Genomic DNA, 18909 nt, shown 5'->3' on the forward strand with positions numbered 1-18909 from the left:
TCGCTGGACGCGCCGCGGTCCGGTCGGCGAACATCCGCCTGTGGCCGATGACTTCGACGACCGCGGACCGCGGCGGGTGCGCTGTGCGGAACTGTCCGGCGCGGCGATGGCGGCCCTGCTCGACGGGGACCTCCCCCGAGCCGGTGCGCTGACGGGCGTGCCGCTGACGGCGTACTTCCTGACCGACCGGGCCCTGTGGCTGTGGCGGTACCGGCTCGGTCAGATGGCCGCCGATCCCGGCCTGGCGCGGTGGATGGTGCGGCAGGTCCTCGTGGGGGACGAGGGCCTGGCCGTCGGGCACGCGGGCTTCCACGGGCCTCCCGACGGGACGGGCACGGTCGAAATCGGGTACTCCGTGGCTCCCGCCTTCCGCCGCAGGGGGTACGCCCGCTCCGCCGTGGCCGAGCTGCTGCGCCGGGCGGCGGCTGAGCCCTCGGTCCTGACCGTGCGGGCGGCCGTCGCGCCGGACAACCGGGCGTCCCTGGCCACGATCGCGGGCTTCGGCTTCGCCGAGGTGGGCGAGCAGTGGGACGAGGAGGACGGCCGTGAACTCCTCTTCGAGGTCCCGGCCCGCCCGGCCCGTGCGGGGGGCACCGCATGATGACCGCGTCCGACGTCCTGTCCGTACTCGCCCTGCTGCGGCGGGCGCACACCGAGGTGTGGATCGGCGGCGGCTGGGGCATCGACGCCCTCGTCGGTGAGCAGACCCGGCCGCACCGCGATCTGGACCTGATGCACCGCGCCGAGCAGGAGCCGGCCGTCGTCGCCGCGCTGGCGGACGCGGGCTTCGCCGAGACGCTGGACTGGCGGCCCGTACGGTTCGTCGTGACGGACCCGCGCGGGCGGGAGCTCGACCTCCATCCCCTGTCCTTCGCGGCGGACGGCTCCGCCGTACAGGCTTCCCCGGACCCCGACCGCCCTTTCCGGTATCCCGCGTCCTGCTTCACCACCGGCGTGATCGAGGGAACGGTCGTCCCTTGTCTCTCCGCGGCACAGCAGGTCCACTTCCACCAGGGCTACGAGCCGGCCGACCACGACCGGCACGACATGACCCAACTCCGCCGCGTGTTCGGCATCGCGACGCACTTCTGAGACCCGGCAGGGCCGCTGCCGTTGGCACTCACGTTCAAAAGTGTCAAACAGTGTTATGGAGATTCGGTGTGCACCTGACGCCTCCGCGACACCGGAAGCGCCCAACACGCCGGATATATGCTCATCAATCCGGACGAACACTCCCCGCGCCCTGCTCCCACACCCTGGACACGCGCCGCTGAGCGTCAACACTGTCTGCTACGTTCCCCATGACTCGACAGCGAGGCCGGCACGACGGGTGCGTGAGCCATCCGCACGGCTTCCCCCGTGCCCCGCACTCCCGGCGACCTGAACGACCGTTCCACAGCACGACCTTGGGAGCCACACGTGCGGAAAGCACTCCTGCCCGCCGTACTTGCCGCCGCAGCCGTACTCGTCACCGCCGCCGCGCTGGGCGCCGTCGCCGCCGCGCACTCGCACGGGTCCGGATCGGGCAGCCGGGCGGACGACGCGGAGGACGGCCTGCGCGTCGGCGCCGTCTGCTCGTCCGACTTCGCCTTCGCCACCGAGGTCTCGTGCGGGCTGACGCACTTCGGGGACGTGCGCAGGCACTGCTCCGCCCCGGGCACCGCCGGCTGCCCCCTGACCCGTTCCGTCACGCTGAAGAACGTGGGGCGGACGCCGGTACGGCTCGTGGCCGTCAGCGGATCGGCGCCCGGCGAGCGCCACGAGACCGTCTCCCGCACGCTGCGCGCCGGGGCGTGGGAGGTGCTGGGACCGCGGGACGGGGACCTGTATCTCTTCGATATCGTCCTGCGCTCGGACGGCGGCCGGGCGGCGGTCAGCGTCACGGGCGTCTCCTGACCCCGCGCGCGGGGTCAGAGGTCCAGCAGCGCCTGCTCGACGGCCTCGGTGAGCGCGGGGTGGATGTAGAGCACGTCCCGGGCGATCCGGTCCACGGTCTGCCCCAGGGACATGGCCTGGATCAGGGGCTGGATGAGCGTCGCGGCCTGGGGTCCGATGATGTGGGCACCCAGCAGCGTGCGGTCGGCCCGGTTCGCGAGCACCTTCACGAAACTGGTGGTGTCCTCGAGCGCCCAGCCGTACGCGGTCTGCGAGTAGTCGCGGACGCTGACGAGGTAGTCGATGCCGCGGCGGCGCACTTCCTGCTCGGTCATGCCGACGCCCGCGATCTGCGGATGGGTGAAGACCGCGTGCGGCACGGCGGAGGTGCCCAGGGTGCGGATGTCGTCGGGGTGCAGCAGGTTGTGGCTCACCAGCCGCACCTCGGCGTTGGCCCGGTGCTTGAGCTGGAAGTGGTTCGCGACGTCGCCGAGCGCCCACACGCCCGGCACCGAGGCGCGGCAGGCGGCGTCGGTCGCGATATGGCCGTCGGAGTCCAGTTCCAGACCGCCCGCCGCGGCGTCCAGCCGGTCGGTGTTGGGCCGGCGGCCGACGCACAGCAGCATCGCCTCCGCCTCGACGACCTGTTCGCCCTGCGGCCCCCGCACGGTGACCGCGACGCCGTCGCCGCGCCGCGCCACGGAGGTGACCTCGGTGTCCAGCAGGACCCGGTGCCGCCGCGAGGCGAGTTCGGTGAACCGCGCCGACACCTGCTCGTCCTCGGCCATCAGCAGCCGCGGCCGGTGCTGCACGATCGTCACCTCCGCCCCGAAAGCGTCGAGGACGTGACCGAACTCGGCGGCGATGAACCCTCCGCCGATGACGACCAGGGACGCGGGCACCTCGTCGATCCGCATGATGGTGTCCGAGGTGTGGTACGGGACGGTGTCGAGCCCCGGGATGTCGGGGATGACCGGCCGCGACCCGACCGCCACGACGATCGTCTCCGCGCCGATCCGCTCGGAGCCGACCTGCAGCACCTTCGGCGCGACGAAGCGGGCCGCCTCGGTGTACACGTCGACGCCGCTCTCACGGCGGAACCGCACCGCGTCCTGGTGGAGCGGGTCGATCCGTCCGAACACCCGGTCGCGCACGGTACGCCACCGCACGGGCTCCACCGTCGCGTGGACGCCGAGCCGCGCGGCCGCCCGTGCCTCCACCACCGCGTCGGCGGTGACGACCAGCATCTTGCTGGGAATGCAGCCCCGGTTGAGGCACGTCCCGCCGAACCGGCCGGGGTCGACGGCCGCGGAGCGCAGATGGGCGGTTTCGTCGCCGAACAGCATGTTGCCGCTGCCCATACCCAGAACCACGAGATCGTACTGCCGCACGTCCGTCCGCCTTCCATCCCTGCCGAGTCCGTTTCCTCCCGATTCTGACCCCTTCGGCCGCGACGGCGCAGCGGGCCACACCGCTCCCGGACATGGTGTCCCCGGCCGGACCGCGGCGCGCGCCGCGGTCCGGCCGGGGACGGCCGAGGAAATGACGGGCGATCAGGCGCCGTGGCCGTGGGCCGCGGTGACGTGCAGGGTCACCGGGACCGGGCTGATGGCGTAGGGGGTGTCGCCGGTGAGCGCGATCTCGGTGCGGTAGTCGCCCGGGCCCGTGACGTCGGAGGACGCGGAGTCCAGGACGACGGTGACGGTGGTGCGCCGGCCCGGTTCCAGCGTCACCTGGGAGACGCCCGTCGTCAGCCAGCCGGTGCCGGACGGCTGGGCCAGACGGACGGTCACCGCCCCGGTGCCGGTGTTGGCGAGGCGCAGCCGGACGGAGGTGTGCCGTCCCTGGGCGACGGTGCCGCTGATCGTGTCCGGGGTCGCGGTGACACGTCCGACGCCGAGGGCGAGGTCCGTACGTGTCACTCGGTCGGCGTGCACCGTGGCCCGCTCCGTGGCGGCCGAGTGGCCGGACGCCGTCGCACTGAGGGTGTGACTGCCGGGGCCCGCGGCGAACAGGGTGTAGAAGCCGTCGCCGACGGCCGGGTCGTCGGGGGTCGCGGTGGTGGTGGCGGTGGTCCCCGGGTTCTTCAGGTCGGTGACGGTGGCACCGACCAGGCCGGCCCCGGTGTTGGCGTCGCGGACGGTGCCGACGGTCAGGCCGCCGGGGGCGGGCAGGAGGGTGCGGGTGGCAATGTAGACGTCGTCGATCGCCCAGTGGTAGCCCCAGTTGGCGACGAAGCGGAAGCGCACCTGGACGGCCTTGTGCCCCGCGAAGGCGCCGAGCCCCACGTGCAGGGTGCGGTTCTGCACGCTGTCGCTGCTCTGCGGCGAGACCCAGGCGCTGGTCCAGGTGGCGCCGCCGTCGGTGGTGACGTCCACGCTCATCTGCTGGTTGTTCGGGTTGTACCCGTACTCGGTCTTGAAGGAGAGCTCCGCCGACTGCCCCGCGGAGAAGTCCAGGACGGGGCTGATGAGCTGGCTGTCCTGGTGCGGGCCGATCGGTCCGTTGTCGCTCTCGGCGACGGCGAAGGCACCGCTGCCGCCGGTGAGGTTGCCCCGCTGGATCGGGTCGTCGAACTCCCAGCCGCTGTCGGTGCCGGGGGCGTTCACGACGGTCCAGCCCTGCGGCGCGCCGGTGGTGGAGTCGAACGTCTCGGTGCGGCCCTGGCGTTCGAGGGTGTAACCGACGGCGGTCGCCGCGTCGGGGTCGGCGGTCAGCGCGAAGTCGGCGGTGACCTTTCGCCTGCCGACGTCGACCTGGCCGCCTCCGGGCCGGTAGCCGGGCAGGCTGCTGGTGACCTCGAGGGTGTACTCGGCGCCCTGGGGCAGGTCGAGCCGGTACGCGCCGGTCTCCGGATCGGTCCACACCGGGGCCTCGGGCGAACCCGCGACCGCGACCTGGGCGTAGAGCGGCCAGCCGTGGCCGGAGCCGTCGGTGACCTTGCCGCGCACGTGCTCGCGCGGGATCGGGGCGAGCGCGACGTCGCGCGTCAGGGACTGGCCGTCGGCGATGGTGAACGTGGCCGGGGCGGCGGCGGTGTAGCCGAAGGCCTTCACCGTCAGGTCCTTCACGGTGCCGGCGGGCAGGTCGAGGGTGTACGCGCCCTGGGCGTCGGTCGTGGCGACGTCCAGTCCGGAGCCGACGGTCGCGTGGGCGACCGGCTTGCCGGTGGCGGAGTCCTTCACGGTGCCGGACAGGGTGCCGTGCGGGCCGCTGCGGAAGGCGGCCAGGCCCGCGGGCGTGCCGAGGCCCGTGGGGCCGTCGTATCCGGGGCCGCCGGTGCACAAGTAGGCGGCGTCGCAAGTGCCGTTGGATCCGGTGGTGACGTCGTTGAGCCCGGCGCCGCCGGCCGCGTAGGGGTAGGCGTTGGGGTACGTGCCGGGCCGCGGGGGGCCGGCGAGCGCGTAGAGGGCGGCGATCACCGGGGTCGCGGCGCTGGTGCCGCCGTAGCGCTGCCAGCCGGTCCCGTGGACGCCGTACGACAGGTACACGGCAACGTTGTCGGCCACGGCCGAGACGTCCGCGACGCTCCGCCCGGTGCAGCCGGCGTCCTCCTGGAAGGCGGGCTTGGCCTGGTTCCGCGCGCAGCCGGAGCCGGGTCCGTAGTTGTCCCGGGCCCAGACCGTCTCGGACCAGCCGCGGGCGGTGCCCGGGTCGGCGGTGAGGGTGGTGCCGCCGACGGCGGTCACGGTCGGCAGGGTCGAGGGGAAGGAGACCCCGTACCTGTTGTCGCCGCTCGCCGCCACGACGGCGACGCCCGGGTGGTCGTAGGAGGCACCGTAGGTGGCGAGGTCAGTGCTGAAGTCACCAAGCCGGCCGTAGGAGTTGGAAACGTACTTCGCGCCGAGGGCGACAGCCTCGTCCACGCCCGCCGCAAGGTTCTCCAGGCCGTCGTTGTCGGTCTCCACGAGCAGGATGCGGGCGCCCGGGGCCGCCGCGGACACCATGTCCAGGTCGAGCGCGATCTCCCCCACCCACGCCTCGCTCGGCTGCGGGTAGGAGGTGCCGCCGCGCTGGTCGACCTTGCGGAAGCAGCCGTTGGCGGTGGTGCACGGCGGCAGGCCGTACTGGGCGCGGTAGACGGCGAGATCCGCCTCGGCGTTGGGGTTGTCGTAGGCGTCGACGATCGCGATCGTCTGCCCTGCGCCGCCGTCGGCGGGCAGGCTGTAGGCGCTCTGGATGTCCTTCGGGCCGAAGCCGGCGGGGGTCGCCGAGGCGCTGAGGCGAAGGAGCGGCGGCTGGCCGGTGGCGCGGAGCGCGTAGCAGGCGGCGCGGCCCTCCGCGGGGGTGTCGCAGACGGGTTCGAGGCCGGGCGTCGTACCGGGCGCGGTGGCGCGCGCCTGCGCCGAGGGCGCGGAATGGGCGGCGGCCTGGCCGGTCGCGCGGGCGACAGGTTCGGTCGGCCGGGCCTGCGCGGCGGGCTGGAGGCCCAGCAGCGCCAGGGCCGCGACGCCCAGGACGGCCGCCCCGCGGCCGAGTACGCGGAAGGCCGGTGAGGCACTTCTCGCGGAGGGGGATATCGACACAGTCCACCAATCCGGACAGGGCCCCGAATTCGGGGCCGGCGACGGCGGATTCAGGGTTCCGCCGACGCACCATTACCGGACCTGCATTGACCGTGTGTCAATACCTTGTTTGTTGCCGTCACATGTCGGCGCCACTTCGGTGCGCATGATGCGGGCCAGGAGTAAAAAGGTTCAAAAAAGAGCCGGTTCACCGTGCGGCAGGAAAGCGTGCACGACTCACGGCACGAAGGGGAAGAGCAGGTGAACAGGGTTGCCCTCGTGGCGAATCCGCTTCAGCCGCCATGAAGACGGGCAGATCGCCCGCCGGTTCGCGCACGTCGGCTGCGACATTCCTGGAGCCCGGACTTCCCACTTGCGCAGCCGCGCATTCCCGCCCCGGCCCCGGCTTGCCTCAGGAGCTGCCGCGGACGAGAATCCGGTCTCGACGGAAAGGGAACCGCACAACCGTGCACCGGCCATTCGGAATTGCGGCGAGGTGCCGGAATTCCGCGCACCGGGCGGTCGCGTCAGAGCCGGACGGGCACCCGCGCCATCGCGTGGAAGACGATGGTGGGCAGCGGTTCCAGCGCCTCGGCGGGCTCGGCGAGTTCCAGGCCGGGGAAGCGCGTGAAGAGTGCGGGCAGGGCGACCGCCGCCTCCAGCCGGGCCAGCGTCTCCCCGATGCAGCCGTGCACGCCGTGGCCGAACGCCACGTGCTCCTTGTCCCGCCGGTCCGCGTCGAACGTCGCCGCCGTCTCCCCGTGCAGCCGCGCGTCGCGCCCGCCGGCCCCGAAGCCCACGAGGATCGCCTCCCCGCGGCGGATCACGACGCCCTCCCCGAGGTCGATGTCCTCCAGCGCGTAGCGCAGCGGCATGTGCTGCACCGGCGCGTCCGCGCGCAGTGTCTCCTCGACGACCGCGGACCACGGTGTCATGCCCTCCGTGACGGCGAACCGCTGCCGCGTGTGCCGGAGGACGTTGACGACGGCGTTGCCGATGAGACCGGTGGTGGACGGCACCCCGCCGGCGATGGTGACGACGAGGGCCAGCAGGCGTTCCTCGTCCGTCATGTCCGCGGCCCGCACGAGCGTCGTGGCCAGGTCCTCCCCGGGGTCGTCCCGCTTGGCCGCGAGCAGCGCGGCGAGGAAGCCCATGGCGTCGTCCATGCCCGCGGCGGCCGCCGCCGGGTCGGCGGGGGGCTCCAGCAGACTACCGACGGCCCGCCGCGACCGCTCCACGCTCTCCTCAGGGACGCCGAGGACGTCGCACACGGTCCCGGCCGCGACGACCTCCGCGTAGCCGCGGCGCAGGTCGACCACCGTGCCCGAGCCGGGCGTCCCCAGCGCGTCGAGCGCGGCGTCCACCCGCTCGCGCAGCCGCTCCCCCAGGGCCTCCAGGCGCGACGCCGTGAACGCGTCCTCCATGACGGTGCGCAACCGGCGGTGATCGGTGCCGTGCGCGTTGAGCACCGTGGGCGCGAGCAGGAACGGCGCGAGCGGCCAGTCCCCCTCCACGGCGGCCAGCGCGGGCCAGTGGCGCCGGGCGTCACGGGACACGCGGTCGTCCTCCGTGAGCCGTTTGACGAGGTCGTACCGCGTGACGGACCACGCCGTCACGCCGCCCGAGAGATCGACCCGGACGGCCGGACCGAGGCTCCTGAGCCTGGCGTTGTCCTCCAGAAGCCGGCGCCCGGTGGGGTCGAAGCGGAAAACCTCCGGATGAGTCGCCATGGCCGATCGCGCTCCGTGCTCGCCGTACGGCGCCGCGGCGCCGATGCCGTCCCGTCTCATCCCATCGTTCGGGGCGTTTCCGCTTCCCGCACGGCGAGCGGCCGCAGGACGCCACTACCGACACCACCTCAGGTGGTTACCATGGAAACCCTGTGATCCACGCGAGGTACCCCGTGAACGTCGAAGGCAGCAGCACCCCGGTCCCGGGCCGCCGCGAGGGCGAGATCCTCACCGACGACGGAGTGCGCCTGCGGTATCAGGAGGCCGGATCCGGGAACCCCGGGCACCCGCTCGTCCTCGTCCCCGGGTTCGGGCAGACCGCCGCCGGGTTCGCCGCGCAGATCGACGGACTCGGCCGCCACCGCCGCGTGATCGCCCTGGACCAGCGGGGCCACGGCCGCTCGGAGCGCCCGGCCCACGGCTACCGCGCCTCCCGGCTCGCCATGGACCTGCACCAGGTGCTCGAGGGCCTCGACCTGCGCGACGCGACCCTGCTCGGCCACTCCCTGGGCTGCTCGGTCCTCTGGTGCCACTGGGACCTCTTCGGTTCCGACCGGACCGGCCGGCTGGTCCTGGTCGACCAGTCGCCCGTCGTGTCGTCCGAATTCGCCGGTGCCGGGCAGGAGGCACCGCCCGCCGCCGTGTTCACCCGGGACATGCCCCTGGGCTTCGCCGCCGGACTGCGCGGCGGTCCCGATGCTGTCGATGCCGTCGTGCGCGCCGTCGTCGCCATGCTGCACAGCCCGTCCCTCGGCGAGGACGAGGTGCGGTGGCTCGTGGAGCAGACCCGGCTGCTGCCGCCGCGCCACGCGGCGGACCTCCTTCTGGACCACTACGCCAACGACTGGAGGGACGTCCTGCCCCGCATCACCGTCCCGGCGCTCGTCATCGGCGGCGAGCTCAGCTTCCTGCCGCCCGGCACGACCGAGTGGGTCGCCTCCCTGATCCCCGGAGCACGCGCACGCGTGTTCTCCGCCGACGAGGCGGGCAGCCACCTGATGTTCCGGGAGAACCCCGCGCTCTTCAACCGCGTCGTCGCCGACTTCCTCGACAGCGTCGAATGATTGAGAAGCCACAGCGCTCAATCCAAGAGACGACGACTGTTGGACTTCCTAATCACGGCACAGCAGGCTGGCCCCCGCACGCCACCCCCTACGTCGCGGAGAAGTCCCATGCCCCACGTCGCCAACCCCGACCGCTACGACGGCACGATGCGGTACCGCCGCACCGGACGCTCGGGACTCGACCTGCCCCTGCTCTCCCTGGGCTACTGGCACAACTTCGGCGACGACAAGCCCTTCGAGCGGCAGCGCGAGATCGCCCTGCGCGCGTTCGACCTCGGCATCACCCACCACGACCTGGCGAACAACTACGGGCCGCCGTACGGCGCGGCCGAGCTCACCTTCGGGCGCATCATGAAGAACGACCTCGCGCCCTACCGCGACGAGATGGTGATCTCCACCAAGGCGGGCTGGGACATGTGGCCCGGCCCCTACGGCCAGGGCGGCGGCTCCCGGAAGTACCTGCTCGCCTCGCTGGACCAGTCCCTGGAGCGCATGGGCCTGGAGTACGTCGACATCTTCTACTCCCACCGCCTCGACGCCACCACGCCGCTCGAGGAGACGATGGGCGCCCTCGACACCGCGGTCCGCCAGGGCAAGGCCCTGTACGTGGGCATCTCCTCCTACGACGCCGAGCGCACGCGCGAGGCCGCCGCCGTCCTGCGGGACCTCGGCACCCCGCTGCTGATCCACCAGCCCTCGTACTCCCTGCTCAACCGCTGGATCGAGACCGAGGGCCTGCTGGAGACCGCGCACGCCGAGGGCGTCGGCGTGATCGGTTTCACCGCGCTCGCGCAGGGCCTTCTGACGGACCGTTACCTCGACGGCGTGCCCGCGGACTCCCGCGCCGCGCACGGCTCGACGTTCGACGCGGCCTGGCTCTCCGAGGACATGCTGCGACGGCTGCGCGGCCTCGCCGGCATCGCCCGCGACCGCGGCCAGTCGCTGGCCCAGATGGCACTGGCCTGGGCCCTGCGCGACGAGCGCGTCACCTCGCTCGTGATCGGCGCGTCCCGTGTTGAGCAGGTCGAGCAGAACGTCGCCGCCTTGGGCAACCTCCACTTCAGCGCCGAGGAACTGGCCCGGATCGACGAGTTCTCCTTCGACGCGAGCGGTGTCGACCTCTGGCGCGACGCCCGCAACGGCGCCCTCGGCTGAGGGGCGGCCGCTGGGCCGCGTCGTCGAGTGAGCGCTCAGCCACCACTGGGGCCCCCACCGCCCGAAGGGCGGGTCCCACGTCCCCCAGCGGACCTGAGGGCGCGTCACAGGACGGAACGGCCGCTGACGACGCCGACTAGGGCGCGTTTCGAAAGTAGCGCCGGCCGCCCGGAGGGCGGGTCCCGCGGCTCCCCCAGCTACCGCTGGGGGTACCCCCCAGGCGCGGTGCATCGCAAGGCGGAGAGTCGTCCTCGTAGTGGGCTACTCGGACGATTCGACAACACAGCGTGGGGGCACCCCCGGCCGAAGGCTGTGCCGTGCCTGGGGCACCTCCCAGCGGTAGCTGGGGGAGGGACTTTCGAAACACGCCCTATAGAATCGCGTCGATGCGTTGATCTCCCGGGCGGCGGCCCCGCGCCGCCGCGGACGGTACCGGCGGCCCCCGGCAGGCGGGCCGCCGGCAGCCATGACCGGCCACCACTCCGCGGAGATCACCGATGCCCCCTCAGCTCCCGCTCAGCTACGCGGCGTTCACCGAACTCGCGCTCGCCGACCCGGCCGTCGTCGGTCTCGTCCTCAAGGGCTCACAGGCCCATGAGGGCATGACCACGGCGTACTCCGACCACGACCTGTACGTCGTCCTCGCCGACGGCGCGGCGACGGACCTCACCCGCTTCACGGGCCACCGCACCCCCGGACTGGACCTCGTCGTCGTCACCCTGACCGCGTTCCGCGCGGCCGGGATGCCCGGCTTCGAGCGGTACGCCCTCGCCCGCGCACGCGTCGTGCTCGACCGGCTCGACGGGGGCATCGCCCGCATCGTCGCCGCCAAGGCGCGCCTCGGCGCCGGCGAGGCGTTCCGCGACTCCGGCCGATGGCTGGACGCCTACGCCAACTCCCTCTACCGGTCGGTGAAGAACGACCGGGACGGCCACGGCCTCGCCGCCCGCCTCGACGCCGCCGAGAGCATCGGCTTCCTGCTGGAACTGCTCTTCGCCCTCGACCGCCGCCCCCGTCCGTACCACAAGTACCTGGAGTGGGAGCTCGCCCGGTACCCCCTTCCCGGCTGGGACTCCGCCGCGCTGCTGGCCGCGGTCGACACCGTCGCGCGCACCGGCGACGTGCCCACGCAGCGCCGCCTGTTCGCCCGCGTCGAGCCGGCGGCCCGGCGCGCCGGGCACGGCGCGGTGCTGGACGCGTGGGGAGAGGACCTCTTGCTGATGCGACCGCGGTGACTTACGTGGGCCAGTCGTACCCGAGGGCGAAGTCGACGACGACGGCGAAGGTCAGGTACATGAGCCAGCAGGCGGTCAGGATGCGGAACAGCCCCATCGCCCGCTCGGCGACGGGAACGCCGACGGACATGACGAGTTTGGCGGCGTAGACGAGGAACAGGCCGATGAAGACGATCCCGACGGGCCAGTCCTTCACGGCGAAGAACACCGTCGCGCCCAGGGCCGACAGCACCATGTAGGCCACCGAGACCCCGGCGTTCACGCGGGGGTCGTTGCCCCGGTAGCGGTCCCAGCCCAGGGCGAACCAGTGGATGCCGTACGCGGAGAAGGCGAGCGCCGCCATGTAGAGGGTCGGCGCCTTGAAGACCTCGAACCAGGTGAGGCCGACGAAGAGGATCGCGCCGGCCAGCAACTGGCAGAAGCCCGGGAGCCAGATGCCCCAGGTGCCCAGCGCGCGGTCCACGCGCTCGTCGCGTCGGGGCCAGCCGAACAACTCCTGCGGGCCCCAGATCAGGTAACCGGTGCCCAGGCCGAAGAAGCCGAGGGCGAGCGGCGGATACGCCGAAACGGGAAATATTACATCCATAAGTCGCTCATTCCCGACACATGGTAAATAATGCCCCCTTACCGGACATCGAAGGAAGGCGCAGGCCGCCCGTGAACGTGCCGACCCATCCGGGCCTCGACGGCGGCCCGGTGTACCTGGACTACAACGCCACGACACCGGTCGACCCGCGGGTCGCGGCGGCGGCGCGGCCCTGGCTGGAGCGCTGGTTCGGCAATCCGTCCAGCGGACATGCGGCCGCTGAGCGGCCGAGGGCGGCCCTCGCCCGCGCCCGCGAGCAGGTCGCCGCACTGATCGGGGCCGGAGCCGACGAGATCGTGCTCACCGGCTCCGGTTCCGAGGCGGACACCCTCGCGCTGCGCGGCGCCGTGCTGGCGGCCCCGGCCGGCCGGTCACGGGTGATCACCCAGGTCACCGAGCACCCGGCCGTGCTGGAGACCTGCCGCGCGCTGGAGCGGCTGCACGGTGCCGAGGTCGTCCGTCTGCCGGTGGACGGCGAGGGGCTGGTGGACCCCGCCCGCCTGGCCGCCGTACTCGACGAGCGGACCGCCGTGGTCTCCGTCATGGCCGCCAACAACGAGACGGGCACCCTCCAGCCCGTCGCCGAGCTGGCCCGGCTGGCCCGCGCGCACGGCGCGCTCTTCCACTGCGACGCCGCCCAGGCGGCAGGCAAGGTCCCACTGGACGTGCGGGAGCTCGGCGTGGACCTGCTGACCGTCGTGGGCCACAAGATGTACGCCCCGAAGGGCGTCGCGGCCCTGTACGTACGGCGGGGGGTCGGCCTGGAGCCCCTGGTCCACGGCGGCGGCCAAGAGGGCGGGCTCCGGGCGGGGACCGAGAACGTCGCCTTCGCCGTCGCCCTGGGGACCGCCGCGGAGCTGGCCGCCGCGGAACTCGCCGGCGGCGGCGTACGGCGCACCGCGGCGCTGCGCGACCGGCTGCACGACGGCCTCGCCGAGGCGCTTCCCGGGCGGATCCGCCTCAACGGCTCCGCCCGGCACCGCCTGCCCGGCACCCTCAACGTCAGCATCGACGGCACCGCCGCCCACGAGCTGCTCGCCGCGGTGCCGCTGGTCGCCGCCTCCACCGGCTCGGCCTGCCACAGCGGCGCCCGCACCCCCTCCCCCGTACTGCGGGCCATGGGCCTGGACGACACCCGCGCCCTGGCCGCCGTACGCCTGTCGGTCGGCCGCTGGACGAACCCGGCCGACATCGACCGGGCCACCGCCCTGCTCACCACCGCGGTCCGCGACGCCGCAGCACCGTCCCGCACCTGACACCTGCCTGGCCCGGACTTGCGAGCGGCCTCCCGGCCGGTAGCGTCGGGAGGACGCAGGGCCACCGCACGGAGGAGCAGGCGGATGGGCTGGAAACGGTTGATCGAGGCCTGGCCGGTGTACCGGCAGCTCACCGGGGCCGACCGGCTGGGCCGCGGCAAGGCGGTCCAGTCGAAGCGGTCGACCGGTCTGCGGCCCCGCACGGAGGAGGCCGACCGGGTGGTCCACTCGGTCTGCCCGTTCTGTGCCGTGGGCTGCGCGCAGCGTGTCTACGTGCACGACGAGAAGGTCGTCCAGATCGAGGGCAACCCGGACAGCCCGGTCTCACGCGGCCGCCTGTGCCCCAAGGGTTCCTCCAGCAAGCAGCTGGTCACCGGGCCGCACCGGGAGCAGAAGGTGCGCTACCGGGCTCCGTACGCCGCGGAGTGGCAGGACCTGGACCTGGAGACGGCCATGGACATGGTGGCCGACCGGGTGCTCGACGCACGGCGCCGCGGCTGGCAGGACGCGGACGAGCAAGGCAACCCGCTCCGGCGCACGATGGGCTTCGCGAGCCTGGGCGGCGCCGCTCTGGACAACGAGGAGAACTACCTCATCAAGAAGTTGTTCACCGCCCTCGGTGCCCTGCAGATCGAGAATCAGGCGCGTATTTGACACTCCGCCACCGTTCCCGGTCTGGGAACCTCGCTCGGACGTGGCGGCGCCACGGACTACCCGGAGAACCTCACGAGGTCCGACTGCATCGTCATCATGGGCTCGAACATGGCCGAGGCCCATCCGGTCGCGTTCCAGTGGGTCACCGAGGCCAAGACCCTCGGTGCGAAGGTGATCCACATCGACCCGCGGTTCACCCGGACCAGCGCCCATGCCGACCAGCACGTGCGGATCAGGGTGGGTACCGACATCGCCTTCCTCGGCGGCGTCGTCAACCACATCCTCTCCAACGACCTGCACTTCGAGGAGTACGTGCGGGCGTACACCAACGCCACGTTCCTGGTGAGCGAGGACTTCCGGGACACCGAGGACCTGGACGGCCTGTTCAGCGGCTACGACCCGGCGACCGCCAAGTACGACAGCACCAGCTGGGCGTACGAGTGCGAGGACGAGGGCGACGGGAGGCAGGGCAGCACACTCATCTCCGCGACCCCCGCGCAGTCGGCCGGCGGGCACGAGGCGCCGCCCGGTGCGGCCGGCCGGATCGCGACGGACCCCACCATGGAGCATCCGCGCTGCGTGCTCCAGGTGCTCAAGCGGCACTTCTCCCGGTACACGCCGGAGATGGTCGAGCGGGTCTGCGGCATCACCCAGCGGCAGTTCCTGGACGTCTGCCGCGCCTGGACGGAGAACTCCAACCGAGAGCGCACCACCGCGCTCGTCTACAGCGTGGGCTGGACGCAGCACTCCGTCGGCGCCCAGTACATCCGGGCCGGTTCCATCGTCCAGTTGCTGCTCGGCAACCTGGGGCGGCCCGGTGGCGGGATCTACGCCCTGCGGGGCCACGCCAGCATCCAGGGCTCCACGGACATCCCGACGCTGTACAACCTGCTGCCCGGCTACCTGCCGATGCCCAACGTCACGCACACGAGCCTGACCAGGTTCATCGACGACGTGCGCCATGTCATGCGCAAGGGTTACTGGGGGAACGCCGACGCCTACATGATCTCCTTGCTGAAGGAGTACTGGGGCGACGCGGCGACCGCCGAGAACGACTACTGCTACGACTACCTGCCGCGCATCAACGACGACCACGGCACCTACCGCACCGCCATGGACATGATCGCCGGCACCGTCTACGGCTTCTTCCTGGTCGGGCAGAACCCCGCGGTGGGTTCCGCGCACGGGCGGCTCCAGCGGCTCGGCATCGCCAACCTGGAGTGGCTGGTCGTCCGCGACCTGGCGATGATCGAGAGCGCGACCGTCTGGAAGGACGCGCCGGAGATCGAGACGGGCGAGATCTCCACCGGGACCTGCAAGACCGAGGTCTTCTTCTTCCCCGCCTCCTCGCACGTGGAGAAGTCCGGCACCTTCACCCAGACGCAGCGCATGGTGCAGTGGCGTGACCAGGCCGTCGAACCGATCGGCGACCGCCGCTCCGACCTGTGGTTCTTCTACCACCTCGGCCGGCTCGTCCGCGAGAAGCTGGAGGGCTCGCGGGACGAGCGCGACCGGCCCGTCCTCGACCTGGCCTGGGACTACGCCATGGAGGAGGGGGACGAGCCCTCCGCGGCGGACGTCCTGCGCCACATCAACGGCATCGACCTGCGCACCGGACGTACCGTGAGCGGCTACGGGGACCTCAAGGCGGACGGCTCCACCGCGTGCGGCTGCTGGATCTACAGCGGCGTCTACGCCGACGAGACCAACCACGCACGGCGCCGCGGCTCACGTTTCGAGCACCCGGCCGCGGAAGGCCAGTGGGGCTTCGTGTGGCCGCTGAACCGGCGGGTCCTGTACAACAGGGCGTCCGCCGATCCGGACGGCCGGCCGTGGAGCGAGCGCAAGGCCCTCGTGTGGTGGGACGAGGAACGCGGTGTGTGGACCGGGGACGACATCCCCGACTTCCAGGTGGACAAGCCGCCGCACTTCCGGCCGCCGCCGGGCGCGACCGGTCCCGACGCGCTGGCCGGGGACGACGCGTTCATCATGATGGGCGACGGAAAGGCGGCGCTGTTCTCGCCGACCGGGCTGGTCGACGGCCCCCTGCCGACGCATTACGAGCCGGAGGAGTCCCCGGTGCGCAACGCGCTCTACGGCCAGCAGTCCAACCCCGCCCGGATGGTCTACGCACGGCCCGACAACCCCTACAACCCCTCGCCGCCGGAAGCGCACAGCGATGTGTTCCCCTTCGTGTTCACCGCCTCCCGGCTCACCGAGCACCACACCGCGGGGGCGATGAGCCGCCAGTTGCCCTACCTCGCGGAACTCCAGCCCGGGCTGACCGTGGAGGTCTCCCCCGAACTCGCCGCCGAGCGGGGGCTGCACCACATGGGCTGGGCTCATGTGGTCACGAGCCGCACCGCGGTGGAGGCCAGGGTGGTGGTCACCGACCGGCTGGCCCCGCTGAGCCTGGAGGGCCGCAGGGTGCACCAGATCTGGATGCCGTACCACTGGGGCGGCACCGGGCTCACCACTGGCGACGTGGTCAACGACCTGATCGGCGTGGTCGCGGACGCCAACGTGCTGATCCAGGAGAGCAAGGTGCTCACCTGCGACATCCGTCCCGGAAGGCGCCCCCGCGGTCCCGAACTCCTGGCGTACGTCGAGGAGTACCGGCGCCGCGCCGGGATCACCACGCAGACCGGTGCCCACAGGATCACACCCGACGGCCGTCGCCGGGCGCCGGACGAAACGCACGGGCCGGAGGACCCCTCATGAGCGAGCACCGGAACAGCTTCTTCGGCCCCCTGGCGGACCCGGCCGCGGACGCCGGCCATCCCGAGGACCATCCGCCCAGGGTGGGCTTCTTCACCGACACCTCCGTCTGCATCGGCTGCAAGGCGTGCGAGGTCGCCTGCAAGGAGTGGAACGGCGTGCCCGCCGACGGCATCGACCTGCTGGGCATGTCCTACGACAACACCGGCTCGCTCGGTGCCAGCACCTGGCGGCACGTCGCCTTCATCGAGCAGGAACGGCAACTGGGCACCCAGGACTCCGGCCTGGTCGGTCTGCCGACGGGACCGTCCGGTACGGAGACGACGGCCGAGGTGGCCGCCGAGGCCATCCGCAAGGGCCACCGGGCCGGCGGTGAACTGGGCACAGAGCCGGTGGACCTGGGCTTCCCCAGCTTCGATCTGCCCGGCGCCGCCGGCGGCGCCGAGACCCGTACGGACTTCCGCTGGCTGATGTCCTCGGACGTGTGCAAGCACTGCACCCACGCCGGCTGCCTCGACGTGTGCCCCACCGGCGCCCTCTTCCGCACCGAGTTCGCCACCGTCGTGGTCCAGCCGGACATCTGCAACGGCTGCGGCTACTGCGTCTCCGCCTGCCCCTACGGCGTCATCGACCGGCGCCCCGACGACGGCCGGGCCTGGAAGTGCACCCTGTGCTACGACCGGCTCAAGGGCGGTCTGGAGCCGGCCTGCGCCAAGGCGTGCCCGACCGACTCCATCCAGTTCGGCGTGCTGGACGAGCTGCGGGAGCGGGCGGACCGCCGCCTGGAGCAGCTCCACGAGGCGGGTGTGACCGAGGCTCAGCTCTACGGCCGCGACCCCGATGACGGGGTCGGCGGCGACGGCGCCTTCTTCCTGCTCCTCGACGAGCCGGAGGTCTACGGACTGCCACCGGACCCGGTCGTCACCACCCGGGACCTGCCCTCCATGTGGAAGCACGCGGCCGTCGCCGCCGGGGCCATGCTGGCCGCCTCCGCCGCCGTCTTCGTCAAGGGACGGTCGCGGTGAAGGGCCGCAAGGGCGGCAGGGCGGTCGGAGGCGGCGGGGGCGAGGAGCCGATGGTCCCCCGCGCGGACTTCCGTTCGTACTACGGACGCCCGGTGCTCAAGCCGCCGGTCTGGGAGTGGATGGTGCCCGCGTACCTCCTCACCGGCGGACTCTCGGCGGGTGCCGCCCTGCTGGCCGCGGGCGCCGACCTGACCGGTCGGCCGAATCTGTGCCGGTCCTGCCGCATCGGCGGCTTCGGGGCACTGCTGGCCAGCAGCTACCTCCTGATCGGGGACCTCGGTCGGCCGCTGCGCTTCCACCACATGATGCGGGTGGCGAAGCCCAGCTCGCCGATGTCGGTGGGCACCTGGATCCTGCTCTCCTACGGGCCGGGCAGCTCCCTGGCCGCGATGGTCGAACTCCTGCCCAGGTCCTGGCGCACCCGGGGCACTCTCGGAACCGGCCTGCGGTGGGCGGCGCGTCTGAGCGGCATCTCCGCGGCCGCGATCGCCCCGGCTCTCGCCTCGTACACGGCCGTCCTGCTTTCCCAGACCGCGGTACCGGCCTGGCACGAGGCCCACCGGGAACTGCCGTTCGTCTTCACCGGCTCCGCCGCCGCCAGCGGTGCGGGCCTGGCGATGATCTGCGCGCCGGTCGCCGAGGCGGCACCGGCCCGCCGGCTGGCCGTCGTCGGAGCCGCGATCGAGATCGCGGCGGCCCACCTCATCGACCGCAAGCCGCAGTTCGAGACCTCGACGTTCACCCATGGCAGCGCGCACATGATGCGCAGGGCCTCGGAGTACCTGACCATCGCCGGCGCGGCCGCCGCGCTCACCTACGCGCGGCGCAGCCGGACCGTCGCCGCGCTCGGCGGCCTGGCCCTGCTCGCGGGCAGCGCGTTCCAGCGCTTCGGAACCTTCGAAGCGGGGGTCGAGTCCACGAAGGACCCCGCCTACGTGGTCAAGCCGCAGCGCGAGCGGCTCGACGCCAGGGCCGAAGGCCGCCACCCGCAGGGGAGCGACAGCGGCTGACACGACCCGGGCGCCTCCGCGGTGCAACCGCGAGCGGCGCCGCTGAGCTGAGGCGCGCGGGCCGCGCACGGGCCCTCGCCGGGGGCGGCATCCCGG

General features: G+C 72.6%; 14 protein-coding genes. 10 read left to right on the forward strand and 4 right to left on the reverse strand.

The genetic code is table 11. From position 1 onward, the window contains the following. Window positions 1–40: 40 nt before the first annotated feature. The 3 genes from ACIP64_RS10125 (at window position 41) to ACIP64_RS10135 (ending at window position 1896) form a co-directional block, all read left to right on the forward strand. Window positions 41–601 (forward strand): GNAT family N-acetyltransferase, encoded by a 561-nt coding sequence (locus ACIP64_RS10125; RefSeq protein ID WP_401583586.1) that lies wholly within the window; start codon window positions 41–43, stop codon window positions 599–601. Beyond that, window positions 601–1092, forward strand: a complete 492-nt coding sequence (locus tag ACIP64_RS10130) for a nucleotidyltransferase domain-containing protein (protein ID WP_401583825.1) — start codon at window positions 601–603, stop codon at window positions 1090–1092. Before ACIP64_RS10125 ends, ACIP64_RS10130 begins: the two co-directional genes overlap by 1 nt. A 327-nt stretch (window positions 1093–1419) precedes the next feature. Further along, complete coding sequence (locus tag ACIP64_RS10135; RefSeq protein WP_401583588.1) at window positions 1420–1896, forward strand: hypothetical protein; 477 nt, start codon at window positions 1420–1422, stop codon at window positions 1894–1896. A gap of 14 nt (window positions 1897–1910) precedes the next feature. On the opposite strand, the gene ACIP64_RS10140 is transcribed toward ACIP64_RS10135, so the two are convergent. The 3 genes from ACIP64_RS10140 to ACIP64_RS10150 form a co-directional block, all read right to left on the reverse strand. Further along, window positions 1911–3266, reverse strand: coding sequence for a mycothione reductase (locus tag ACIP64_RS10140; RefSeq protein WP_401583590.1), 1356 nt, complete (start codon window positions 3264–3266; stop codon window positions 1911–1913). A gap of 162 nt (window positions 3267–3428) precedes the next feature. After that, entirely contained in the window at window positions 3429–6401 is a 2973-nt protein-coding gene (locus tag ACIP64_RS10145) for a carboxypeptidase regulatory-like domain-containing protein (protein WP_401583592.1), read from the reverse strand. A gap of 506 nt (window positions 6402–6907) precedes the next feature. Continuing rightward, window positions 6908–8110 (reverse strand): cytochrome P450, encoded by a 1203-nt coding sequence (locus ACIP64_RS10150; RefSeq protein ID WP_401583594.1) that lies wholly within the window; start codon window positions 8108–8110, stop codon window positions 6908–6910. Between the two features lie 152 nt (window positions 8111–8262). On the opposite strand from ACIP64_RS10150, the gene ACIP64_RS10155 reads away from it, so the two are divergent. From ACIP64_RS10155 to ACIP64_RS10165, 3 genes are all read left to right on the forward strand, one after another. Further along, window positions 8263–9174, forward strand: a complete 912-nt coding sequence (locus tag ACIP64_RS10155) for an alpha/beta fold hydrolase (protein ID WP_401583596.1) — start codon at window positions 8263–8265, stop codon at window positions 9172–9174. A 108-nt stretch (window positions 9175–9282) separates the two neighbouring features. Then, complete coding sequence (mgrA, locus tag ACIP64_RS10160) at window positions 9283–10329, forward strand: L-glyceraldehyde 3-phosphate reductase (RefSeq protein ID WP_401583598.1); 1047 nt, start codon at window positions 9283–9285, stop codon at window positions 10327–10329. A 497-nt stretch (window positions 10330–10826) separates the two neighbouring features. Beyond that, a complete protein-coding gene (locus tag ACIP64_RS10165; RefSeq protein ID WP_401583600.1) occupies window positions 10827–11564 on the forward strand; it encodes a hypothetical protein in 738 nt (245 codons plus the stop codon). A 1-nt stretch (window position 11565) separates the two neighbouring features. Here ACIP64_RS10165 and ACIP64_RS10170 read toward each other — a convergent pair whose 3' ends face one another. Continuing rightward, complete coding sequence (locus ACIP64_RS10170; RefSeq protein ID WP_401583602.1) at window positions 11566–12150, reverse strand: hypothetical protein; 585 nt, start codon at window positions 12148–12150, stop codon at window positions 11566–11568. Between the two features lie 71 nt (window positions 12151–12221). On the opposite strand from ACIP64_RS10170, the gene ACIP64_RS10175 reads away from it, so the two are divergent. The 4 genes from ACIP64_RS10175 (at window position 12222) to nrfD (ending at window position 18813) form a co-directional block, all read left to right on the forward strand. Beyond that, the gene (locus tag ACIP64_RS10175; protein ID WP_401583604.1) at window positions 12222–13406 is read left to right on the forward strand and encodes a cysteine desulfurase family protein; all 1185 of its coding nucleotides are present in this window, start codon (window positions 12222–12224) and stop codon (window positions 13404–13406) included. Between the two features lie 84 nt (window positions 13407–13490). Further along, window positions 13491–16781: a formate dehydrogenase gene (gene fdh / locus ACIP64_RS10180; RefSeq protein WP_401583605.1), complete on the forward strand. Its 3291-nt coding sequence runs from the start codon at window positions 13491–13493 to the stop codon at window positions 16779–16781. Beyond that, window positions 16778–17803, forward strand: coding sequence for a 4Fe-4S dicluster domain-containing protein (locus ACIP64_RS10185; protein WP_401583606.1), 1026 nt, complete (start codon window positions 16778–16780; stop codon window positions 17801–17803). Before fdh ends, ACIP64_RS10185 begins: the two co-directional genes overlap by 4 nt. Then, window positions 17800–18813: an NrfD/PsrC family molybdoenzyme membrane anchor subunit gene (gene nrfD, locus ACIP64_RS10190; RefSeq protein ID WP_401583608.1), complete on the forward strand. Its 1014-nt coding sequence runs from the start codon at window positions 17800–17802 to the stop codon at window positions 18811–18813. The genes ACIP64_RS10185 and nrfD overlap by 4 nt, the downstream gene beginning before the upstream one ends. The last annotated feature ends 96 nt before the right edge of the window (window positions 18814–18909 follow it).

It is taken from the genome of Streptomyces sp. NPDC088733, from assembly GCF_044751185.1.
Classification (GTDB): domain Bacteria; phylum Actinomycetota; class Actinomycetes; order Streptomycetales; family Streptomycetaceae; genus Actinacidiphila.